The organism is Achromobacter sp. 18P8.1.1, from assembly GCF_057799415.1.
The window spans coordinates 1-23,192 of sequence record NZ_JBYOKH010000070.1 but is presented as its reverse complement, the minus strand read 5'-3'; the positions used below and the strand labels follow the sequence as shown (position 1 = coordinate 23,192).

At 62.6% G+C, this 23,192-nt stretch carries 20 protein-coding genes; 11 read left to right on the top strand and 9 right to left on the bottom strand.

Annotation, left to right across the window (positions count from 1 at the left end; translation table 11 throughout):
• Window positions 1–4 precede the first annotated feature (4 nt).
• The 3 genes from AC27VE_RS28650 to AC27VE_RS28640 form a co-directional block, all read right to left on the bottom strand.
• On the bottom strand, window positions 5–523 hold the full coding sequence (locus tag AC27VE_RS28650; protein WP_488705637.1) for a thiamine pyrophosphate-binding protein: 519 nt from the start codon (window positions 521–523) through the stop codon (window positions 5–7).
• A gap of 186 nt (window positions 524–709) precedes the next feature.
• Window positions 710–1,603, bottom strand: coding sequence for a LysR family transcriptional regulator (locus AC27VE_RS28645; RefSeq protein WP_488705636.1), 894 nt, complete (start codon window positions 1,601–1,603; stop codon window positions 710–712).
• A gap of 66 nt (window positions 1,604–1,669) precedes the next feature.
• Entirely contained in the window at window positions 1,670–2,575 is a 906-nt protein-coding gene (locus AC27VE_RS28640) for a LysR substrate-binding domain-containing protein (RefSeq protein WP_427957619.1), read from the bottom strand.
• A 114-nt stretch (window positions 2,576–2,689) separates the two neighbouring features.
• Between AC27VE_RS28640 and AC27VE_RS28635 the strand changes: the two genes are divergently transcribed.
• Genes AC27VE_RS28635 through AC27VE_RS28620 form a run of 4 tightly spaced genes read left to right on the top strand, consistent with a single transcriptional unit; the run spans window position 2,690 to window position 6,074 of the window.
• Window positions 2,690–3,349 carry an RraA family protein gene (locus tag AC27VE_RS28635; protein ID WP_488705647.1) on the top strand — a complete coding sequence of 220 codons (660 nt, stop codon included), beginning with the start codon at window positions 2,690–2,692 and terminating at the stop codon, window positions 3,347–3,349.
• Between the two features lie 21 nt (window positions 3,350–3,370).
• Window positions 3,371–4,051: an RraA family protein gene (locus tag AC27VE_RS28630; RefSeq protein ID WP_488705635.1), complete on the top strand. Its 681-nt coding sequence runs from the start codon at window positions 3,371–3,373 to the stop codon at window positions 4,049–4,051.
• Window positions 4,048–5,265 (top strand): pyridoxal phosphate-dependent aminotransferase, encoded by a 1,218-nt coding sequence (locus tag AC27VE_RS28625; RefSeq protein WP_488705634.1) that lies wholly within the window; start codon window positions 4,048–4,050, stop codon window positions 5,263–5,265. The genes AC27VE_RS28630 and AC27VE_RS28625 overlap by 4 nt, the downstream gene beginning before the upstream one ends.
• Window positions 5,265–6,074, top strand: coding sequence for an alpha/beta fold hydrolase (locus AC27VE_RS28620; protein ID WP_488705633.1), 810 nt, complete (start codon window positions 5,265–5,267; stop codon window positions 6,072–6,074). Before AC27VE_RS28625 ends, AC27VE_RS28620 begins: the two co-directional genes overlap by 1 nt.
• 77 nt (window positions 6,075–6,151) lie before the next feature.
• Here the strand turns inward: AC27VE_RS28620 and AC27VE_RS28615 are convergent, their stop codons facing one another.
• Window positions 6,152–6,658 carry a YciE/YciF ferroxidase family protein gene (locus AC27VE_RS28615; RefSeq protein WP_488705632.1) on the bottom strand — a complete coding sequence of 169 codons (507 nt, stop codon included), beginning with the start codon at window positions 6,656–6,658 and terminating at the stop codon, window positions 6,152–6,154.
• A gap of 1,001 nt (window positions 6,659–7,659) precedes the next feature.
• Complete coding sequence (locus AC27VE_RS28610; RefSeq protein ID WP_488705631.1) at window positions 7,660–8,616, bottom strand: LysR family transcriptional regulator; 957 nt, start codon at window positions 8,614–8,616, stop codon at window positions 7,660–7,662.
• Between the two features lie 125 nt (window positions 8,617–8,741).
• On the opposite strand from AC27VE_RS28610, the gene AC27VE_RS28605 reads away from it, so the two are divergent.
• The 6 genes from AC27VE_RS28605 (at window position 8,742) to AC27VE_RS28580 (ending at window position 17,432) form a co-directional block, all read left to right on the top strand.
• On the top strand, window positions 8,742–9,764 hold the full coding sequence (locus tag AC27VE_RS28605; protein WP_488705630.1) for an adenosine deaminase: 1,023 nt from the start codon (window positions 8,742–8,744) through the stop codon (window positions 9,762–9,764).
• A 21-nt stretch (window positions 9,765–9,785) separates the two neighbouring features.
• Window positions 9,786–11,636, top strand: a complete 1,851-nt coding sequence (gene mrdA / locus AC27VE_RS28600; RefSeq protein WP_488705629.1) for a penicillin-binding protein 2 — start codon at window positions 9,786–9,788, stop codon at window positions 11,634–11,636.
• A 27-nt stretch (window positions 11,637–11,663) separates the two neighbouring features.
• Window positions 11,664–11,990, top strand: coding sequence for an ArsR/SmtB family transcription factor (locus AC27VE_RS28595; protein WP_488705628.1), 327 nt, complete (start codon window positions 11,664–11,666; stop codon window positions 11,988–11,990).
• A 34-nt stretch (window positions 11,991–12,024) separates the two neighbouring features.
• Entirely contained in the window at window positions 12,025–13,104 is a 1,080-nt protein-coding gene (arsB, locus tag AC27VE_RS28590) for an ACR3 family arsenite efflux transporter (protein WP_488705646.1), read from the top strand.
• Between the two features lie 61 nt (window positions 13,105–13,165).
• Entirely contained in the window at window positions 13,166–13,924 is a 759-nt protein-coding gene (gene arsH / locus AC27VE_RS28585; protein WP_488705627.1) for an arsenical resistance protein ArsH, read from the top strand.
• A gap of 646 nt (window positions 13,925–14,570) precedes the next feature.
• Window positions 14,571–17,432, top strand: coding sequence for an autotransporter family protein (locus AC27VE_RS28580; RefSeq protein ID WP_488705626.1), 2,862 nt, complete (start codon window positions 14,571–14,573; stop codon window positions 17,430–17,432).
• Window positions 17,433–17,503: 71 nt separating this feature from the next.
• On the opposite strand, the gene AC27VE_RS28575 is transcribed toward AC27VE_RS28580, so the two are convergent.
• Genes AC27VE_RS28575 through AC27VE_RS28560 form a run of 4 tightly spaced genes read right to left on the bottom strand, consistent with a single transcriptional unit; the run spans window position 17,504 to window position 22,560 of the window.
• The gene (locus AC27VE_RS28575; RefSeq protein ID WP_427961016.1) at window positions 17,504–19,141 is read right to left on the bottom strand and encodes an ABC transporter ATP-binding protein; all 1,638 of its coding nucleotides are present in this window, start codon (window positions 19,139–19,141) and stop codon (window positions 17,504–17,506) included.
• Window positions 19,138–19,968, bottom strand: coding sequence for an ABC transporter permease (locus AC27VE_RS28570; protein WP_088587466.1), 831 nt, complete (start codon window positions 19,966–19,968; stop codon window positions 19,138–19,140). The genes AC27VE_RS28575 and AC27VE_RS28570 overlap by 4 nt, the downstream gene beginning before the upstream one ends.
• Before the next feature lie 3 nt (window positions 19,969–19,971).
• Window positions 19,972–20,946, bottom strand: coding sequence for an ABC transporter permease (locus AC27VE_RS28565; RefSeq protein WP_488705625.1), 975 nt, complete (start codon window positions 20,944–20,946; stop codon window positions 19,972–19,974).
• Between the two features lie 9 nt (window positions 20,947–20,955).
• Window positions 20,956–22,560, bottom strand: a complete 1,605-nt coding sequence (locus AC27VE_RS28560) for an ABC transporter substrate-binding protein (protein ID WP_488705624.1) — start codon at window positions 22,558–22,560, stop codon at window positions 20,956–20,958.
• Window positions 22,561–22,820: 260 nt separating this feature from the next.
• On the opposite strand from AC27VE_RS28560, the gene AC27VE_RS28555 reads away from it, so the two are divergent.
• The gene (locus AC27VE_RS28555) at window positions 22,821–23,174 is read left to right on the top strand and encodes a VOC family protein (RefSeq protein ID WP_488705623.1); all 354 of its coding nucleotides are present in this window, start codon (window positions 22,821–22,823) and stop codon (window positions 23,172–23,174) included.
• Window positions 23,175–23,192 lie beyond the last annotated feature (18 nt).

Here is a 23,192-nt window from a genome sequence, read left to right as displayed (position 1 = left end):
GCGCTCACTTGTTGAAGTTCTTGGTGCCGATGACGCGTTGGCCGATCAGCACGGCGACGCTGCGTCCCGTCTGGTAGGCAAAGCGCGCGCCGGCGTCGACGTTGACGGCGATCTCTTCCGCCTGGTCAGCGCGATACACATAAACGCCCGAATCTTCCAGCACGGCCTGGGTCGATTTGCCCATTGCGATCTGCCAGGGATTGAACTCGCCCCATTCGCCGCGCATGGTCACGATCATGAAGAGCGGCATGCGGGCTTCATGCTGCAGGGACAGCATGTTGATGCAGTTGCCGACACCGCTTGATTGCAGCAGAAGCACGGCGCGGTCCCCGCCCAACCACGCTCCCGCAGACATGGCCACGCCTTCTTCTTCGGTGGTGAGCGATACCGAGTGCATCTCGGGATCGCCCTCGCAAAGGCGGATGAGTGCGCTATGGCCCGCATCCGGGACATAGGAAACTTGTCGCACATCGAGCGACTTGAAGACTTCATAGATTTGCTGGGGCCAATCTGGATGTGACATTCCGATCTCAACTAACAGAGTGATTGGGGGTGGGACGCGTCGACGGCGAGCGCCTCATGACAATCATGGTGGATCTGATAGCTTGAATAAAGGGAATAAATATCCTGCCCAGCAGTCTGTTTAGGAATGCTTTACGACAGACTTTCGCGGCCGGCGCACGGTAGCGCGGCGCTTAGGGTTGGACGGCTAGCGGGCTTCGACCGTGAAGTCGCAGCATTCCTGGGCCAGGGCGGCCAAGGCCTGCGTGACCGCGGACACGGGTTCCTTGCGGTAAAGCGCGAAGTACCGGGCGCTGGGCGGGGGGACCTCCGTGCGCAATACCGCCAGGCGGCCGTCGCGCAGATGATTGGCAAAATAGCCCGCGGGAAGGCACACGACACCAAGTCCTGCGACCGCCAGGCCGGCGATGGCGATCAGGTTGTCGATCGCCAGTGAATTCGAATGGGTCATGCGTTGCTGCAGCCAGTTTTCGCACAACACGCTGATCACCGATTCGCTCGACTGGCCCAGAATCGCCATCTTGCCGATCTCTTCAATGTTGAAGCACCGGGTCTGGTCAAAGGTATTCGGGTTGCCCATCCATTGGAACTCGACCAGCGACAGCGGCAACGCGTCCAGGTCCGGGTGCAAATACATTTCGGGCAGGAACGCCAGATCGATTTCGCCGGCCAGCAGCAGGCGCTGCAACCGTCCGCTCAGGTCCAGGCGCGGTTGCAGCTGCAGGGAAGGGTAGCGGGCGCGGGTCTGGCGGATCAACGACGAAATCCAGGTCATCGCCGTCATCTCGGTGATGCCGATCCTGACCGTTCCCGTCATGGTCGGATTGCCCGCCAGCTGCACCAGGATGGAATCCCGCTGTTGCAGCATGTTCTTGGCATAGTCATAGATGCTTTGCGCACGGTCGGTCAACACGAGCCGGTGGCCGACGCGATCGAACAGCGCGATCTCGAACGTGCTCTCGATCTCCTGGATGCGCTTGGTGATGGCGGACTGGGTAGTGTGAAGCCGCTCCGCGGCAGCCGTGAACGTGCCAAGCTTGACCGTCCAGTAGAACGCCTCTACCTGCTTTATCGTGATCACGGTTGTCGCCTGCCTGATGGGGAAGGGAAGGGGATACGTCGGGGTGGGTGGAGCGCGCCGGCGCGCCTAGAGCCTTCGGTTGTCGCGAAACCATGCAACGACCGCATCCACCATCGGATGATGGCGATTGCCATTCCAGGCCAACGCCGCCGTCACCACCATCACTTTCTCTTTCAGCGGCCGTACCACGACATTCTCGGGCGCCAGCTTGCGCATGGATGCCGGCACCAGGGCCACGCCCTGGCCGCAGCTCACATAGGCGATCTGGGACGTGACGGACCTTACCTCATGCAGGATGCGCGGCGCAAAGCCGTGCGACCGGCATACGGCGGTGAGCATGTCGAAATAGTCCGGACTGACCTGGCGCGCAGACATCACCAACTGCTCGGCCGCCAGCGATCGCAAGGGTATGCGCGGCTGCTCGGCTAGCGGGTGGCCCGCAGGCAGTGCGACGGCGAGCCGGTCTTCGGTCAAGGGCAGGGTAGCGATGCCGCTCCCGATCTTGCCATCAATTCGGACAAACGCCATATCCAGTTCGCCGGCCTCAAGCTGCGGCACGGCTTCCACACTGTCTATTTCACGCACGAAGACGGTGAGCTGCGGATGCGTCTGGCGCAAGTGGTTCAGCAGCGGCGGAACCGTCTCCAGCATGGCCGAGGTGATGGCGCCGACATGCAACACGCCCGACTGGCCGGCCGCTACTTCCCGCACCACGCGTTCCAATTGCTCGACCTGGCCTGCGAACTGGCGGATCGCGGGCAAAAGGGCGGCGCCCGCTGCACTAAGGCGCGTGCCTTGCCGCGACCGCTCGAACAGGCGCAGCTTGAGCGATTGCTCCAGCACCTTGATCTGTTCAGTCAGCGGCGGCTGCGACATCCCCAGGCGCGCCGCCGCCCGGCCGAAGTGCTGCTCCTCGGCCACGGCCAGGAACATCCACAGTTGGCGGATCAATCGGAAGTCGATGGTGGTCATGCGTTGAGTTCCCCCGCGTAATCCGAAAATAGTATCAAGAAGATATTTAAAACGGAATTTACATATCAGTGTGGCGGCAACAAGATGCGTCCATTGTCCACGGAGATCGCCGCGATGACCTCGTCTTCCTTGCTTGACCGCCTTGCAGCGCTTGATACCAACACCGTGTCCGACGCGCTCGACTTTCTGGACTTGCCGGGCGCCACCTTCGGGCTGAGGCCCTTGTGGGACTGCCCCAAGATCGTGGGGCGGGCCAGCACCATCCAGCTCGGGCCGAAGACCGATGCCAAGCCCACCGTCCACCTGATCTCGCCGGTGATCGACGCGGTGGCTTCCGATGACCGCGTGCTCGTGATCGCCGGCGGCGCCGCAGGCATCTCGTGCTGGGGCGACATCCTGGCCAACGCGGCCACCGCCAAGCGCATCCGGGGCTCGATCATCGACGGCGTCAGCCGCGATATCGACGGCAGCGAGTCGATCGGCTATCCGGTCTATGGGCGGGGCGTCACCATGATCAGCGCCCGCAACCGGGTGATTCAGCTGGATTCCGGCACGCCGGTGCAGGTGGCCGGCGTCACCGTGCACGAAAACGATTATGTGATCGCGGATCGCTGCGGCACGGTGTTCGTGCCCGCGTCCCGCATCGAAGAGGTCCTGGACCTGGGCGAGCGCATCGCCAGGCGGCAGGACGGCATGGTGACCGCCGTGCGCGCCGGCCGCGCAGTGGCCGACGTCATGCACGACAGAGAATTCGAAGCCATTCGCGCCCAATAACCCATAAGTGGAGACCCGTTCATGAGCAATCCCCGCAAGGCCAATATCGAAGACCAGGCGCTGGTTGCGCTATTCGCCGGCCTGGACACCCCCGCGGTATCAGACGCGCTGGACAAGCTTGGCCTGCATGGCCAGGCCCAGGGCATCGCGCCACTGGCCGACTATGCCAAGCCGGTGGTGGGCCCGGCCTACACGGTGAAGTATGTGCCCGCCAGCCTGCCGGCCGGCACAGTCGGCGACTTCATCGATGATGTGGCCGAGGGCGACGTGATCGTCCTCGACAACGATGGCCGTACGGATGCCACCGTCTGGGGCGACATCATGACCCAGTATGCGGGCATCCGCGGCATCGCGGCCACGGTGATCGACGGAGTCTGCCGCGACGTGGTCAAAGCGCTGGGGGATGGCTATCCGCTATTCACCGCCGGCCGCTTCATGCGAACGGGCAAGGATCGCGTGCAGGTCGAATCGGTGAACACCACCGTCGGCATCGGTACCGTGCGCGTCGCCTCGCGCGATATCGTAGTCGCCGACGCCAACGGCGTGGTCATCGTGCCGCGTGCCCGCGCGCGCGACGTGGCGGAGGCGGCCCGCCAGATCGAAACCGTGGAAGCGGCGATCCGCGAACGCATTGCGCAGGGCGCCACCATCCGCGAGGCCCGCGCCGCATTGGGCTATCACACGCTGCAGAGGAAAGCATGAGAGACCCTGCACGCCTTCTGAACCGCTTTCTGGCAAGTGCCAAGCCGTCGGCCACCTATCAGGTCATGGATCGGGTGGCAGCCAGGCGAGCGGCCGGCGCCCAGATCATTTCACTGAGCGCCGGCGAGCCCGATTTCGACACGCCGGAACATGTGCGCGAAGCGGGTATCGCGGCCATTCGGGCCGGACACACCCGCTACACCCAGGTCGCCGGCCTGCGAGCGCTGCGAGAAGCCATTGCCGCCAAGTTCCGCCACGAGAACGGTCTGGACGTGGATTGGCGCGACACGCTGGTCAGCAACGGCGGCAAACAGGTCATCTTCAATGCCTTGGCCGCCACGCTGAACGAGGGCGACGAGGTGATCGTGCCGGCGCCGTATTGGGTCAGTTACCCCGAGATCGTGCAGCTTTGCGGCGGCAAGCCGGTCGCCGTGGCATGCGGCGCGCAGAGCGGATTCAAGCTCACGCCGCAGGCGCTGCAGGCCGCCATCACCCCGCGTACCCGCTGGTTGATCCTGAACTCGCCCAGCAACCCCACCGGCGCGGTCTATGGCAAAGACGAACTGCAAGCCCTGGCCGAAGTGCTGCTGGCGCATCCGCAGGTGTTGGTGCTGGCCGACGACATCTACGAGCATCTGATCTTCGACGGGCGTGAATTCTCCACCATTGCGCAGGCGGAACCGCGTCTGCGCGAGCGCGTGCTGACGATGAACGGGGTGTCCAAGGCGTACGCCATGACGGGCTGGCGCATCGGCTTCGGGACCGGGCCGCGCTGGCTGATCGACGCCATGGAAAAACTGCAAGGCCAGCAGACCTCCGGCGCCAGCACCATCTCGCAACATGCGGCGCTGGCCGCGTTGACGGGGCCGCGGGATTTCATCACGCAGTCGCGAGCCGCTTTCCAGCGTCGGCGCGACACCCTGGTCGCCGCGCTCAACCGGGCACCGGGCCTGCAGTGCGCCGTGCCCGATGGCGCCTTCTATGCCTTCGCCTCGTGCGAAGGCCTGATCGGCAAGACCACGCCGGCGGGCGCACGGCTTGGCAGTGATGAAGACGTTGTCAATGCGCTGCTTGACGAAGCAGGGGTGGCGGCGGTGCACGGCAGCGCTTTCGGACTGGGTCCGTATATCCGCATTGCCTATGCGCTGGACGACGCGTCGCTTGCGCGCGCATGCCAGGCCATCCATGGTTTCTGCCAGGCGATATCCGACTGATGACAAATGCCTTTCATGGAAAGACCTTCGACCTGAAAGTCGACAACGTGGCGTTAAGGGTCTCGGCCATTCTGCGGGATGGCCCGCTTGCGCCCATCGTCTTTTTGCACGGCTTCGGTTCCACCAAGGAAGATTACGCCGACATCGTTCGGCACGATGCCTTCGCGGGCCATCCCTTCCTGGCGTACGACGCCCCGGGCTGCGGGCAGACCGAGTGTGCCGACCTGGCGCGCGTTTCGATTCCTTTCCTGGTGCAGACGGCGCTGGCCATGCTGAAGCAGGTGGAATTCGACCGCTTCCACTTGGTGGGCCACTCGATGGGCGGGCTGACCGCGCTGATGCTGGCCCATGCGCAGCCGGGGCGAATCCTGAGCTTTGTCGATATCGAAGGCAATATCGCCCCGGAAGATTGCTTCCTGAGCCGCCAGATCGTCGACTTTCCGGCCAGCACGGCCGAGGAATTTCTGACGGCCTTCATCGACCGGACCTACGCGGCGTCCGCATACGGCAGCGCGCTGTACGCCGCCAGCCTGCGCCACAAGGTCCGTGCCGGTGCCGTTGCGGGGATATTCCGGTCGATGGTGGCGCTGTCCGACCATGGCGCCCTAATGGAAAAATTCCTGGCCCTGCCATGTCCGACCATGTTCATGTACGGCGCCCAGAACGGCTCACTGTCGTACCTGCAGACCCTCGCCGCGCGGGGAGTGGTGCTGGCCGAGATTCCGGACTGCGGCCATTTCCCGATGTATTCGAACCCGACCTTCATGTGGCGGGAGATCGCCCGCCTGCAGGAGGCGGGGTCCGCCTGAGATCCGGCGGATGGCGGGCATGGGGAGGAAACCAGCGTTTCCCACCCGTGCTGGCATCACGTGCGAGCCGGCCGTGCCTACTTCTCTTTGCCTACCCGCGCGGCGTCGGCGTTCGTCTGCTGCGAGGCAAGCAGGCCCAGCTTCTCGTCGGTCGCCTTTTCTTCCGCCAGGGTTTCCTTCAGCAGCGTCATCGCTTCAGTCAGTCCCAACTGCTTTGCAAAAGTGCACAACGTCCCATAGCTGGCGATTTCGTAATGCTCGACCTTCTGGCCTGCAGCGATCAGCGCGGCATCGCGTACTGGGCCTTCCTCGACATCCTCAATCACGTCCTTGCCTTCCTCCACCAAACCTTCCATGGCCGCGCACTTGACGCGCTTCAAGCGGAAGTCTGCCGATTCGATGATCTTGTCGATACGTTCGATCTGGCCGCGCGTTTCTTCAAGATGTTGGGTGAATGCCTCGGCCAGGGCAGGGTTCGTGGCTGCGCGCGCCATCTTCGGCAGTGCGCGTGTCAATTGCTTCTCGGCGCTATAGACGTCTGATAGTTCGTGAATAAACAGGTCTTTCAAGGTTTTTTGAGTCATGGCGAGCTCCCGTGGGGAAATTGGTGATGCGATTGGCATGGGCGCGGCGCCGTAGCGCTGAACGCATACATCCGATGTAGTTTTACTGACGCCCGCAATATCGGGTTTTCGAAGGCGAGCGGCTGCACCTGCGCAGCAAACCCCATACCCAACCCGCAAAAGAACGAAGCGCCCGGAACGCGGCTGCCGGGTGGACGGCCGCGTTCCGGGCGCCTTGATCCCTTGCCGTCTCGGGTCAGCGTTCGGGCTTCTTGGGACGCGCGAAGGCGTCTTTTCCTTCGGGCGCCTGCGAGCCTCCTGCGGGATATCCTGAATTTGTGGCTGGGTCGGGATTGACGTCGCCGGTGGGTGGCCCGCTGGCCGCAGGCTGACCCGTGAAGCCGGTCTCCGCGCGGTCTACGTGAGGAGAGGGCGGTGGGTTCGGGGCGGGTGCGGGTTTCGAATCGGTCATGATCGCTCCTGAGTGCAAATTGGGCTGCATGCGCTGGGGGGGGAAAGCCTCGGCAAGCAGCCAATCGCCGGATTGGGGGCCGGCGGATCCACTCGTCGCAACTTGCGTTCCCGCGCCGCCCCAGACCGGTATGCGCTCAGGCGATGCCGGCGCCCAGAGCTGGAAATACGTCACTGAACAGCAGGCCGATCAGTTCTTGGCCGGCCGGCGTGGACCAGTCCACCTGGACGCCAAATCCTTCCAGCGTGGCATCGATGGCCGAGAAGTCGCATAGGCGGTCGTTACTGCGGACGTTTGCGACGCATCCTGCCGGCTTGGCAGGCTAAGCCAACGCCGGTGCATCGAGTTTTTGCAGGAAAAGATGGGCAGTAACGTTTGGGAAATGGTGCCGATAGGCTGACGACCTCTCCCTATAGCTGAAGTACGCATAATGTGTATTATGTAAAGTAAAAGATAGGCAAATTCTCAGCTATCCACCCCCGCCGCCAGGTTCCTAGTCCGTTCATGATCGGCTACGCCAACGTCACGTCGACGGACCATCGCCACTGAACTACTTCCCGCGTAATTCGGACGCTAGCAACTGCTTGGGCACCTGGCGCACCAACAGTTCCAGAAGCACGCGAACCTTGGGTGTGAGGTCGCGGCGGCTTTGGAAGCAAGCGTGATATTCAAGATTGCCCACGTCCATCCAATCCTCCGTCCTGCTACCAGGCTTCTTTTCCGGATGTCGAAAGATGGGTTCCAGCGCGCCGGCTTCGAATAGCGGTTCTGCAACGAACCGTGGAAGGCGCGCAATCCCAGCGCCCTTCACCGCCAACTGCGTGAGCGTGTCTCCGTCGTTCGCCACCGCCGTACTACCGAATTCAGGCTGTACTTGCTGTCCAAGCCGCGTCATTCGCCATGGGCGAATAGCGTCGTCAGTGGGTGATCTGAATATCAATGCGGTGTGGGCCTGGAGATGTGACGGTTCATGCGGGGTCCCGAACTTCAAAAGATAAGATGGCGCCGCCGCATAAACAAATGATGTGCGGCCTAATACCGTGGAGGAAAGGCTCGACTCCAGTTGTGCGTCATATCGGATGCTGACATCGATATCCTCACGAATATGGTCGACGTACCTGTCTGCCAAGACAAGTTCAAGGGAAATGCTCGGATACGTCTTTAGAAAGTCCGGGAGTATTGCCGAAAGCACGTGGCGGCCGAAGGTCACTGATGAGGCTAGCCGCAGGCGCCCTTGGGGCAACTCGTTTACCGCCAATACTGCGGCTTGTGCATCTTCCAATTCACGAAGTAGCGCGTGCACGCGGTTGTAGTAGGCCGCCCCGCTTTCCGTGAGCGCCAGTTGTCGAGTCGTGCGGCGCAACAGGCGTGCTCCCAACTCTGACTCCAAACGAGCGATATTTTGACTGGCTGCGGACGCTGAGATCCCTAACCGACGGCCGGCGGCAGCAATGCTTCCCCCGTCTACTGCCGCGACGAAACAGGTAATTCTTCTCAAGGCATCCATTTCATTCGCTTCCGAGATCTACTGCTGATTCGTAAGTATAACTTCCGACTACCAACAGGCATTTACGGCTACCGAGCCGCTCGGCGCAACCCTATAGTGCGATTTCTCCCACTGAAGAACTGCCCATGAATTCGCTAGAGACCTTCGCTAGAGCCCTGCCCAAGGCCGAGCTGCATGTCCATTTGGAGGGCTGCATCTCGCCCGAGTTGATGTTTACCTTTGCGCGTCGAAATGGGGTTCAACTTCCCTGGGCAACTGCCCACGACCTGCAAGCAAGCTACCAATTCCAAGATCTTCAATCCTTCCTGGATCTGTATTTCTTTGGCTGCAAAGTGGTCAGCACGGAACGCGATTTTTACGAGCTCACTCGGCATTACCTGGCCCGTGCTCACGCCGACGCGGTTGTCCGCGCAGAGATGTTCATTGGGCCTCAGAGCTTTGTAGAGCGAGGGGTACCCATTGAGGCCTTGATGAACGGTGTGTTGGCCGCCATCGACGATGCGAAAAAGGATTGCGGGATCAGTGCAGGCCTTTTGGTCAGTGTGCACCGCCACCGGACGGAGGAAGATGCTTTCCGCACGCTCGCGAGCGTTGAAAAATGGTCCGAGAAAATTGCGGGAATCGGCATGGGTGGGGCCGAGCGCCCTAACCCGCCGTCGAAGTTTATCGACTTCTTCCGGGCCTGCCGGGAACGGGGATTTCATACAACGGTGCACGCTGGTGAAGAAGGCCCGGCGGCGTACGTGCGGCAAGCAATGGATCTACTTCAAGTCGACCGTATCGATCACGGCAACGCGTGCCTGGCGGACTCCCAGCTCGTCGCTGAGTTGGCCGAGCGGTTCATTCCGCTGACTGTGTGCCCCATCTCAAACCTGAAGCTCAAGGGTGTGAAGACACTTGCTGCACACCCCTTGCGTCAAATGCTTCAGGCGGGTTTATGCGCCACCGTAAACTCCGATAATCCCCCCTACTTCGGTGCTTACGTCAATGACAACTTCGTCCAGTGCTTGAACGAGTTGGACCTCACCCGTGAGGAACTTGTTCAATTGGCACGAAACAGCATAGAGGCCTGTTTTACAACCGCAAGTGAAACCACCCGTTCTATTGCAAAGTTGGACCAGTACGTAGCGGCAACGCAGAACATATAGCAATCACAAATAGATTGCGCTATGTGCTTATCAAGCCGGGGCCGTGCTGGCCACCGAAATCAGTTCACGATTCGGCTGATTGTTGGAGCGGCCGCGGCCGCTGTGTGTTTCGCGCTGCTCTTTGCAAGGTTCTATCAGCTGCAGGTGACGCAGCACGCATTTTTTTCGTCAAGATCTGATAGCAATCGCATTTCGTATGTTCCGATTCCGCCTGAGCGAGGCAGAATTCTTGATCGAAACGGCAACGTGCTGGCCGAGAACATCCGAACCTACACACTCGTAGTCACCCCGGCATTAGCAGGAGACTTAAGCACTTTGGTAGCGGGCTTGAGTCGCGGCATACGCATATCTTCGCGCGACAGGTCGCGACTTCGCCGAAACGCGGGCCGGAATAAATATGCTCCCGTTACCCTCAAGGCCGATCTCACTGACGAGGAGGCCGCATGGTTTGCTATCCGAGGGTTTCAATTCAAAGGCGTTCGCCTAAGTGCACGGTGGACCAGGCACTACCCCAATGGGCCGACCGCAGCACACGTTATCGGATTCATGGGCGCGCTAAACAGCTCAGACATCGATCGGATCAGAGAAGGCGACAGCGCTGCAGCGTACCGGGGCATCGACAGCATTGGCCGAAAAGGCATTGAGCACACGTGGGAATCGCTGCTAAAGGGTAGCCCGGGCGCGGAAAAGCAAGAGGTAACGGCATCGGGGCGCCCCGTTCGCGTGTTGGAACGGCTTGCGCCCACACCGGGCGCCGATGTCATGTTGTCGATTGACCTCGGTCTTCAACGCGTAGCGGAACAGGCGCTTGCCGGGAAACGAGGCGCTATCGTTGCAATGGCCCCAAGCTCTGGCGAGGTCCTCGCGTTGGCGTCTGCTCCGTCGTTCGACCCCAATCTTTTTGTTGGGGGTATCGATGAAGCGTCTTGGCGAAAGCTCAATGACTCTCCGGATCATCCTTTTGTGAATCGTGCGATGTCTGCCACTTACCCTATCGGCTCGACATACAAGCCGTTCGTGGCGCTTGCTGCGCTTCAGCTGGGCGTGCGCAACGCCACGGTTCGAATTCCTGATCCAGGTTATTACGAATTTGGAGGTCAGCGTTTCCGAAATTCCGAGCGGGCCGTCTTCGGTGATACGGATATGCACCGTGCGATTGTGGTCTCATCGGACACGTATTTTTACTCGCTGGGCCCTGCAATCGGCGTTGACGCCCTTCACGACTTCATGAAGCCATTTGGATTCGGGCAACTGACCGGCATTGATCTGGATGGCGAGCGTCGTGGGGTGTTGCCTTCGCGTGATTGGAAAAGAGGTGCGTTCAAGAATCCCGCCCAACAGCGATGGTATTCGGGTGAGAGCATCTCACTAGGGGTCGGCCAAGGCTACAACACATTCACCCTATTGCAATTGGCCCAAGCCCTTTCGGTGCTTGTCGAAAATGGGGATTACCGCAAGCCTCATTTACTGCGAGCGACGATCTCCGACAGGGAAGCCAGCCCCGAGTATGCGGCCGTTTCCGTCGATCACAAGATTCCCCTGAATCAACATTACGTGGACTTTGTGAAAGGCGCGATGACGGATGTTGTCCAGCACGGCACCGCACGTAGAGCGTTTGAGGGCGCGCAGTATTCCGCGGCGGGAAAGACAGGTACAGCACAAGTCTTCAGCTTACGGGGTCGCCGCTACGATGCAAAGACGCTCGATGACCGGCTGCACGACCACGCCCTCTTCTCAGGATTTGCTCCTGCCGACAAGCCGGAAATTGTCGTGGCCGTGATTGTGGAGAACGCAGGCTTTGGGGCTAAGGCAGCTGCACCGATCGGCCGAATGATCTTTGACTACTGGCTAAGCACACATGCTATTCAATGATTCACGAATCGTTGTATGATTGGAGCCATGAATGAAGATCAAGCGGTTCTCGCCCTCGGTGCCCTGGCCCACACCCAACGTCTGCGCGTGTTTCGCGCGCTGGTGGTGGCTGGTCTGGGCGGTCTCACCCCCAGCGTCCTGGCCGACCAGCTTGGCGTGGCGCGCAATACCTTGTCCTTCCATCTGAAGGAGTTGTCGCACGCCGGCCTGGTCAGCATCGAGCAGCAAGGCCGGAACCTGATCTATCGCGCCGACTTCTCCCAGATGAACGGCTTGCTCGGCTACCTGACCGAGCACTGCTGCCAAGGCGCGCCCTGCGAGGCTTCCGACGCCGGTGCCTGCACTGCCTGCTGATTCCCACCCGTCACTGCCAGGACTTCCCATGTCGATGTCGTCCGCTACACAAACGGCGCCCGCGCAGCAAGCGCGCGTCGGCTTGAGCGTCTTCGAGCGTTACCTGACGCTCTGGGTGTTTCTCTGCATCGTCCTGGGGGTTGCGCTGGGCCAGCTTATGCCTGCGCTATTTCAGGCCATCGGGCATCTGGAAGTCGCGCAAGTCAACCTGCCCGTGGGCATGTTGATCTGGGTGATGATCATCCCGATGCTTCTGAAGGTGGACTTCGGGGCCTTGGGCCAGGTCAAGCAGCATTGGCGCGGTATTGGCGTAACGCTGTTCATCAACTGGGCGGTCAAGCCCTTCTCCATGGCGTTCCTGGGGTGGCTGTTCATTCGCCAGGTCTTTTCCCCCTGGTTGCCTGCCGACCAGCTGGATAGCTACATCGCGGGTTTGATCCTGCTTGCCGCCGCCCCGTGTACGGCCATGGTGTTCGTGTGGAGCCGGCTGACCGGCGGTGATCCGGTGTTCACACTGTCTCAGGTTGCGCTGAACGACGCGATCATGGTGTTCGCCTTTGCACCGATTGTCGGCCTGTTGCTAGGCCTGTCGGCCATCACCGTGCCCTGGAATACGTTGCTGGTTTCGGTCGGGCTGTACATCGTGATCCCCGTCATCCTTGCTCAACTCTGGCGTCGCGCCCTGCTGCGTCGCGGGCAGGACGCATTCGAGGCTGCGTTGGCGCGGATCGGGCCGTTCTCCATGGCAGCGCTGCTGCTGACGCTGGTGCTGCTGTTCGCATTCCAGGGCGAAGCCATCATCGGCCAGCCGCTCGTGATCGCCATGCTGGCGGTGCCGATCCTGATCCAGGTGCTCTTCAATTCCGGCTTGGCGTACTGGCTGAATCGTCGCGTGGGAGAAAAGCACAGCATCGCTTGTCCGTCAGCATTGATCGGCGCCTCCAATTTCTTCGAGCTTTCCGTCGCGGCCGCAATCAGCCTGTTCGGATTCCAGTCCGGCGCCGCGTTGGCAACCGTGGTGGGCGTGCTGATCGAGGTGCCGGTGATGTTGCTGGTGGTGCGCGTGGTGAACCAGTCCAAAGGCTGGTACGACGCGGGCGCCCGTCGGAGCTAGCCGGTGGCAGGAGCACCGGTCCTGCCAGTGAAGTTTCAGTCTTGCATCAAAGAGGTATTGCATGAGTTCCAGCTCCAGTCATCACACCCCGGCCAGCGACACGTCGGGTAACGCAAACCTGCCCAACATTGACCCGTCTTTGTGGGAACAGCCGTCCACCGCGGCCTTGTTCTCGCCCGAGCGGGCTACCCACGCGCCGCGTTTCCTGGTGCTGTATGGGTCATTGCGCGAACGCTCCTACAGCCGGCTGGTCGCAGAGGAATCTGCGTGGTTGCTCCAAGCCTTGGGTGGCGAAACTCGCATGTTCAACCCGGCCGGACTGCCGCTCGTCGACGACGCCGATGACAACCACCCCAAAGTCCGTGAGCTGCACGAACTGGTTCAATGGGCCGAAGGCATGGTGTGGAGCTCGCCAGAGCGCCACGGTGCCATGACGGGTCTGATGAAGACGCAGATCGACTGGATTCCCCTGTCGATGGGCGCCGTTCGTCCCACCCAGGGCAAGACGCTTGCCGTGATGCAGGTATCAGGTGGATCGCAGTCCTTTAACGCCGTGAACCAGATGCGGGTGCTGGGCCGGTGGATGCGGATGCTGACCATACCGAACCAATCGTCGGTGGCCAAGGCGTACCAGGAGTTCGATGATGCCGGGCGCATGAAGCCTTCGCCCTACTACGACCGCGTCGTCGACGTGGTCGAGGAATTGATGAAGTTCACCTTGCTCACGCGGGATGTGGCGCCGTACATGGTGGACCGCTACAGCGAACGCAAGGAAACGGCCGCCGCCCTCTCCCGCCGGATGAAGCAAGGCTCGATATAACGGTTTTCTGCGCCTCTTGCACCGGCGCCACGATGAGGCGCCGGCATTTGCAATGCTATTTTTTCGCCGCCGCCGCAATATTCAAATTGGCCTGGCGGCCAAGCGATTATGTTGCAGCCGTTATTGATCCATTGACGTTTCATTAATATTTTAATCCGCACCGCGCTTTATACTGCATATTTGTTTTCTGTTTGGTGCGGTGATCGTATTGGGTCATTTAATGGCCAGGCATTAAAACCCGCTGGGTTTTTATGGGATCTTGCGCGCAGCGATATCCTGCATCAGTGCCCTCACCTTGGAAGTGTTCCACGCCCTTGCGGCAAGCCATTTCAGCCCTGTGTGCTACCTGAACCGGCCCTATTTCAATAATATAAAAGTGTATCAATTAGCGCCAGTTTTACGGTTTGGATGGTATCCACCAATCAACTTTGCACGCATCGGTTGGTATCCATTTTTTCATACTAGATAATAGGGATGGTATCCATCCATTAATTCTTGGTATTGCAAAAAAATTGGTATACATTGCGTCCTTTTTTTCGACCGCCCATTTCGTCCGCGCAGATTGGATCGTTACGTAAGCATACGTTTGCTGCGATCCGGTAATGCTTGGACATCAGTTTATTAATCGAAAAATAGGACCCAAGTTTTGATATACGGCACAAGAAAGTGGCTGACCGCGACGCTCGCGCTGAGTACCTCTTATTGCGGTGGCGTTACGGCCGCCGACCTGACTGTTGCGCCAGGTAATACGCAGCTATTCGATGGCTCGGCCAACTTCCCCGGCGGCGTCGATGTGAATGGCGGCACGGTGGTGATCGGCGGCAACGGCGGCGGCGCCGGCGTCACGATCAATGGAAACGTCAATGCGGCTTCCAACGGCATCGTCTCGGGCTTCGGCTCGATCAATGGCGATCTGAACGTGACGGGGAATGCGCGCGTTGCGCCCGGCTATTCGGTCGGTACGCCGACCGGCGTTTCCAACGGCAATTTGGGCGTCACCGGCAACCTGTCGATGAGCAATGCCGTGTTCGACTTCGAAACCGGCTATGCGGGCCTGCCGATCACGCAACCCGGCACGGGCGACAACATCACGGTCGGCGGCAACGTTGCCTTGAACAACACCACGCTGAACGTTTCGGTGAACACCCTGGGTGTCAACGCCGGCTACTACCGGATCATGTCGTACGGCGGCACGTTAAGCGGCAACGGCCTGTCCTTGGGCACGGTGACAGGCGATTCCGTGCCGGGAGCCACCATCCAGTCGCTGACCGGCGACAAGCAGATCAACCTCATCCTGGGGCCCAGCACGACCAACCTGTGGAACGGCGACGGCGCGGCCTCCGCGACGCGGGCGGGCGGCGGCAATGGCACCTGGAGCGCCGCCAGCACGAACTGGAACAGCCCGACCAACGCCACCGGCGCCCTGCCCGATGGCGGCTATGCCATTTTCACCGGCGCGACCGGCACCGTCACGGTTGATGGCAGCGCCGGCCCGGTCCGCGTGTCGGGCATTCAGTTCGCCACCGACCGGTATCGTCTGCAAGGCGCGCCCATCACGCTGGTCGGCAGCGGCGGCAATCCGCCGGTCCTGGTCGTGGGCGACGGCACCTATGCCTCCGGCCAATTCGTCGATACGATCGACAACCCGCTTCAAGGCACGCAGGGTTTTGTGAAGACGGGCCCCGGGTCGGTGATCCTGACCGCGGACAGCAGCGGCCTGACCGGCCCCATCCTGATCGCCGACGGCGCGCTGGAAATCGACGGCAAGTTGAACGGTCCCATGGATATCGGCCGCGAAGTCGTACTGGCGGGCGTGGGCCAGGTGGGCACCACCACCCTCTACCCCACCGCGGTCATCTCGCCGGGCAATGACGGCTCGCCCATTGGCACGCTGACGGTCAACGGCAACCTCACGTTCGGCGAAAACACCATCTATCGCGTGCACGCCGACCCGGCAAGCACCGCCAGCGACCGCATCCACGTCACGGGCGTGGCCTATCTTGACGGATCCGTGGCCCACGTCGGCCCCGACGGCAACTATGCGCCGCGCACGACCTACAACATCCTGACGGCCGACGGCGGCATTCAGGGCCGGTTTACGGGCGCATCAAGCGCGTATGCGTTCCTGACCCCCACGCTCAGCTACGACGCCAAGAACGCCTTCATGACGCTGACCCGCAACGACGTGCCGATCGGCAGCGTGGGCGAGACGGGCAACGAGAGCAGCGTGGGCGGTGCGTTGGATAACGAAGATCCTCCCGCCACCGGAAACGGCTCCTCGTCGACCGGGAATGGATCGGCATCGGCCGGAAACGGCGCTGCATCGGCCGGCAATGGAACGTCGTCGACCGCAAACGGATCGACCAGCACCACGACCACCACGACCGAATCGCCGGTGGTTGGAAGCGGCATCGCGGCGGCCAAGGACACGGGCGCCAGCCAGGTGGCGGCGGCCGTCCTGACCATGACGCCGGGCGAAGCGCGTTCGGCCTTGAAGATGCTGTCAGGCGAAGCGTACGCCAGCACCGCCAGCGTGTTGCAGAGCCAGGCGGACACCGTGCGCACGCTGCCGCTGGCCCACTTGCGCGGCAACCTGGACGCGCCGACGCTTGCCGGACGTCCGACGGCCCAGTTGGGGGCATCGTCTTCCGACGCCTTGCCGCAAAGCGGGGCATCCCCCGTCTGGGCGCAAGCGTTCGGCAACTGGAGCAAGTTCGGCGGTGACGGCAACGCGTCCAGCGTGAGCCAATCGGCCGGCGGGCTCTTCGTCGGCGGCGACGGCGCCGTAGGCGGCGGCTGGCGCTTGGGTGGCGCGCTGGGTTACATCGGCAGCCACAACACGATCGCCGATGCGTCGTCGCGCAGCAACGTCGACAGCTATACGGCGACGTTGTTCGGCGGACGCAACGTCCAGGCCGGACCTGGACATTTCCGTTTCATGGCGGGTGCGGCCTACACCTGGCACGACATCGACGCCAAGCGCGACGTGGCGGCCGGCAGCCTGAACCAGCGGCTTGAGTCGTCCTATCGCGCGTCGTCGACGCAGGTGTTCACCGAACTGGGCTACAACCTGCCGCTGGGCGATGCCTACACCATCGAACCCTACGCCGGCCTGGCCTGGAACCAGTTGCGCACGCGCGACTTTCAGGAATCGGGTGGCTCGGCCGCCCTGCACGGCGCCGGGAACACCGATGACGTGACCAGCACGACGGTGGGCCTGCGCGGCGCGTGGCAATTCGGTTCGGACGTTGCGCCGGGCCGCCTGACCGCGTCCTTGGGCTGGCGCCATGCAATGGGCGATGTGAAGCCCAGGCAGGAACTGGCTTTCGACGGCGGCAGCACGTTCTCGGTGACGGGCGTTCCCATTGCACGCGACGCGGCAGTGCTTGGCCTTGGCGCTGAAATGGCCATCACGCGCAACACGACCGCAGGCATCGCCTACGACGCGCAGTTCGGCGGCGGCAACCGTCAGCAGTCGGGTCAGTTGAAGCTGGCCGTGCGCTTCTAGGCCAAGGCTGGAAGATGCGCAGACGTTGCGATCGCGGCGCCTGCGCTCTGACCCACGGCCAAGCCCGCCCTTCAGGCGGCTTGGCGTGCGGTCACGCTGGCGGGGTTCCAGCGACGGCCGGGTACCGCGGCCAGCAATGCCTGCGTATACGGATTCGTGGGGTTGCCGAAAACCTCGGCGCAAACCCCCTCTTCCACCACCCTGCCGTCCTTCATGACGGCCACGTGGTCGCAGACCTGCGCGGCCACGCGCAGGTCGTGCGTGATGAATACGATCGACAGCCCCAGTTGCTGGCGCAACCGCGCCAGCAGCGCCAATACCTGCGCCTGCACGGAGACGTCCAACGCCGAGACCGGTTCATCGGCGATCAGCACTTGTGGCCGCATGGCCAACGCCCGCGCCAACCCCACGCGCTGGCGCTGCCCGCCCGAGAATTCATGCGGAAAGCGCCGGATGGCGTCCGCCGACAATCCCACCAGTTCGAAAAGCTCTTGCGCAAGCGCCAACGCTTCACGCCTGGGCATGCCGTGCACCATGGGACCCTGGGCCACAATTTCGCCCACGCGTTGACGGGGATTCAGTGATCCATAAGGATCCTGGAACACCATCTGCACCAGCTTGGCATGCGCGCGCCGCGCCGAGCCGCCCTTGAACGCCAGCGGCTTGCCGGCCAGCGTGATGCTGCCGGCATCGGGCGGCAGCAAGCCTAGCAGCGTGCGGGCCAATGTGGATTTTCCCGATCCGCTTTCACCGACGATTCCTAGCGTCTGGCCCTCGCGCAAGGTCAGTTCGACGCCGTTCACGGCGTGTGTCACGCGGCTGGGGCGTCCGAACCAGCCACGCTTGCGATAAGTCTTCGAAAGCGCCTTCGTGGCCAGGATGACCGGCGCATCGGCGTCCAGCGTCGAGCGGGCTTCGGCGGGCGCCAGCGGCGGCACGGCGGCGATCAAGGCGCGCGTGTACGGATGCTGGGGGTGTTCAAGCACCTGGTCGGCGGTGCCGCTTTCCACGAGCACACCACGTTGCATCACGGCGACGCGGTCGGCGATTTCGGCCACCACGCCGAAGTCGTGGGTGATGAACAGCACCGCCGTGCCACGGCGCCGTTGCAAGTCGTGGATCAGATGCAGGATCTGCGCCTGCGTGGTGACGTCCAGCGCCGTGGTGGGTTCGTCAGCAATCAGCAATGCCGGCTCCAGCGCCAGCGCCATGGCGATCATGGCGCGCTGGCGCTGGCCGCCGGACAGCTCGTGTGGGTAGGCGTTGACCGCCTGCGCGGGGTCCGGCAAGCGCACGGAATCCAGCAGCTCCAGCGTCCGCCGGGCGATTTCGGCTCTGCCCAGACGCGTATGCGTGCGAAAGACCTCGCCGATCTGGTCGCCGATGGTGCGCAGCGGGTTCAGGGCGGTCATCGGTTCCTGAAAGATCATGCCGATACGTCGGCCACGCAGGCGGCGCAAGGCGTCCGGCGCCAGTTGCAGCAGGTCTTGCCCTTCCCAATGGATCTGTCCGCCGCTGGCGTGCACGCCCTGGGGCAACAAGCCCAGGATGGCGCCCGCCGTCAGGGACTTGCCCGACCCGCTTTCGCCGACCACGCACACGATTTCGCCCGCGTTGACGCTCAAGGTAAGGTCCTTTAACGCGTGGGGCCGGTCGGCTCCCGCCGGTAGGTCCACGGTAAGGTTCTGGATGCGTAGCAATTCGGTCATGAGCGTTTCAGCCTGGGATTGAGTGCGTCGTTGATCCCCTGCCCCACCAGCGAAATCGCCAGGACGGTCAGCAGGATGGCAACGCCGGGAATGGCGGATACGTACCATTGCACCCGGAGGACTCCCCGGCCGCCGCCGATGAGGTTGCCCCAGGAAGGCACGTTGGGGTCGGACAGGTTCAGGAAGGCCAGCGCACTTTCCAGCAGGATGGCGGTGGCCATGATGACGCTGGCGTACACGATGACGGGCGGCAAGGCGTTGGGCAGGATTTCGCGGAAGATCAGGCGCAGGTCGCCCATGCCCAGCGCCCGGCCCGCCTGGACGAATTCGCGCGCCTTGAGCGTCAGGAACTCCGACCGCGTCAGGCGCGCTACCGGCGGCCATGACACCAGGCCGATCGCCAGCACGACGGTGTGCAGGTCGGAACCGAACACCGCCACCAGCACCAGCAGCAACAGGAAGTTGGGCAGGATCTGGAAGGCCTCCGTCACCCGCATCAACAGGTCGTCGATGGCCCCGCCGTAGTAGCCAGCCACCGCGCCCAGCGTCACGCCGATCAGCACGGACAACAGCGTCGCCACCAGCCCGATCGCCAGCGTGACGCGTGCGCCGTGCAGGATCTGCGCGGCAATGTCGCGCCCGACCTGGTCGGTGCCCAGCAGAAATCGCGCGTTCTCGCCGGGCCATTGCAGCGGCCTGCCGGCGAGACTGAGCGGGTTCTTCGGGTACCACAGGCCTGCACCCAGCGCGCCGGCGCACACCAGCACCAGCAGCACCAGCCCCAGCACGGCGATGGGACTATGGAAGTATCGGCGTATCGTTTCCATGGCTCAGCTCCGCGCAATGCGGGGGTCAAGCCGCGCATACAGTAGATCGACCACGAAGTTGATCATGATCACCAGCAGCGCGGACACGAACACGATGCCCAGCAAGGTGTTCAGGTCGCGCTGGACCACCGATTCGTAGGCCAGCCGGCCCAGGCCGGGCAAGGCAAAGACGCTTTCGACCACGACCGAGCCGCCCAGCATGGTGCCGGCCTGCAGGCCCAGCAGCGTGATCATGGGAAGCAGCGCGTTGCGCAGGATGTGGCGGGCGACCACGGCTGTCTCGCGCAGGCCCTTGGCCCGCGCCGTGCGCACGAAGTCGTGCGTGGACACTTCCAGCATCGACGCGCGCATGATGCGCAGATAGGTGGCCAGGAAGATCAGCGCAAGCGTGGCGGTGGGCAGCACAAGGTGCCAGGCGATGTCCAGGATGCGCGCCCAGCCCGTGTAGCCCGAGGCGATGGTCGCAAAGCCACCTGCCGGCACCCAGTCCAGCCACACGGCGAAGACGAAAATGCCCATCAACCCGAACCAGAACGACGGCGTGGCGCAAAACACCAGGCCCAGCGTGGAGATCAGCGCGTCCGCCCAGCCGTTGACGCGCCGCGCCGCGATCACGCCCAGCGCCATGCCGCCGGTAAAAGCGAAGGCCAGCGCCGACCCCATCAGCAGCAGCGTGGCAGGCAGGCGTTCGGCAATCACCGTTGAAACGGGCTTGCCGTAGATGGCGGAATAGCCCAGATCCAGGTGCACGAGGCGCCACAGATAGTTGCCCAGGCGCGACGTCGTGGACTGGTCCAATTCATAGTGCGAGCGCAGGGACGCGATGGTGGCGGCATCTGCCCCGCCGATCTGCGCCACCAGCGCGTCCACCGTGTCGCCCGGCGCCAATTGCAGCAGCAGGAAGAGACCTGCCAGGATGATCAGCAGCGCCGGCGCGGCGGCCGCCAGCCGGCGGGCGGCCAAAGTCAGGAAACCCATGCCTGCGTCCTAAGCCGAGAGCCAGGCGTCGTGCCAGTCGCTGGACGGCCAGCGCGCATTGTTGTGGCCATTCTGCAGCTTGCGGCTGGCGACCGAATAGAACTGCCGTTCCGTCGCCATCCAGATGGGCAGTTCATCATTGACGGCCGCCACCCATTCCGCGTACAGCGCCTTGCGGCGGGCCGGGTCGATTTCGGACGCGGCATCGTCGATCAACTTGTCCACCTTGTCCGATTGCCAGCCGTACTGGTTGGTCCACGGCGCGCCCGCAGGGCTGCCGGAGCGATACCAGACGGTGGTGGAGACGGCGGGATCGCCGCGATACTGGTGCCAGCCGGTGGCGATATCGAACGTATGGTTCTTGTACACAGACGCCAGCGCGCCGGCGATGTCGTACTGGACGATCTCCACCTTGATGCCCACGGCCTCCAGCGACTGCTGGATGAAGGTGGCCAGCAATGGCACGTCTTCGCCGTTCTGGATGGGCACCAGCTTTAGCGTGAAGCGTGTGCCGCCGGCGCCGCGCTTGTAGCCGGCTTCGTCCAGCAGCGCCTCGGCGCGCTTGACGTCAAAGGGGTACGGCGGCTTGCTGCCGGCCGGAAAGAACGTTTCGGACGTGGACGGGATCGGCCCGGTGGCGGGCTTGCCCAGCCCGTAGAGGAAGTTCTCGATGAAGAAATCGATGTCGATCGCGTGCACGATGGCGCGGCGCACGCGCACGTCGGCCAGCTCTTTGCGACGGAAATTGAATTCCAACGTGTTGTTGAACACGTTGGCCTCCAGCCCCTTGCCGCGGACTTCGAAGCGTGGATTCTGTTTGAGCCGGTCCAGGTCCGCCAGGGTCAGCTGCGAGTACGCGCTTAACTGCAACCGGTCCGTTTCCAGGGCGGCGGTGGCCGCGGACTTGTCCGTGATGATGCGCCACACGATGCGGTCCAGATAGGGCTGGTCGCGCCGCCAGTAGTTCGGGTTGCGTTCGGCGATGATGAATTGCCCCCGCTGGTACTGCACGAACTTGAAGGGCCCCGTGCCCACGGGCGCGGTATTGGCCGGGTTCTCCAGCACGTCGGTGCCCTCGTACAAATGACGGGGCACCACGTATCCCAGGTCCGCCAGGGCGCGCAACAGCAGATCCAGCGGCATCGGCCGGCTATAGCGGAACACGGCCGTATGCGGGTCAGGCGTATCGACAGCTTCCAGGTAAAGCTGCAAGGCCGTGCCGAAGTTCAGGTGTTTCTTCCAGAGCTCCAGCGCGTTGTACTGCACGTCGGCCGACGTAAAGGGCTTGCCGTCATGCCAGGTGACGCCTTCGCGCAGCTTGAAGGTGATGGTCTTGCCGTCGGGCTCGGTCGTCCATGACGTGGCCAGTTGCGCCACCGGTTGGCCGGCGGCGTCCAGGTCCACCAGCGATTCGATGATCTTGCTGGTCACGATGTACACGCCGGTCGAGGCGCGCAGCGCGGGGTTCAGGATGCGTTGTTCGGAGCCCAGGTGGACGTTCAGCACGCCGCCATGACGGGGGGCTGTGGTCTGAGCCAGCAACGACGTGGGAAACGCCATCGAAGCGGCCAGCGCTCCGGAGGACAGGAGAAATTCACGGCGGGTAGTACGCATCGGAAGGGACTCTATGGTTCTGCCTGGAAGAAGCTGCGGATCATAGGCCTGCGTTATGAGCCAGGAGAAATGCCGATTTCTCATTTGCTCATGCGTCCGTCCGGCCCCGTATGGCCGATGCTGCGCGCAGCCTGCCTTACGCACCGCACGCGGTGGTCCCTGGAATGAAAATCAGATATCCACATGCGAATTCAATCGTTCTAGCCTGCCCCCGCCTGCGCCAGACTGCACCTCTTTCCAACGCGAATTCAGGAGCTTTGATGTCTCTCCCGTCAGTCACCGGCCTAGATCACTACATCATCCGGGTCAACGATCTGCAGGCGGCGACCGACCGCTACGTGAAGCTGGGATTCAGCCTCGCGCCGCAAGGCAGGCACCATCGCGGCACGCGCAACCAGACCCTCATTCTTGATGCCAACTACCTGGAACTGCTCTATTTTCCGGAAGAACTGAAAGCGGAATCGCGCTTCAGCGGCTATGACGACGCCTACGAAGGCCCGGTCGCCACTGCCCTGCAAACCACCGACAGCAGCGCGGTGCACGCGGAACTGGCGCGCCTGGGCATCACCGCCGAGGCGCCCCCAAACCGCGGGCGCCCCCAGCCACATCCTTAAAGCACCCAATAACCCCCC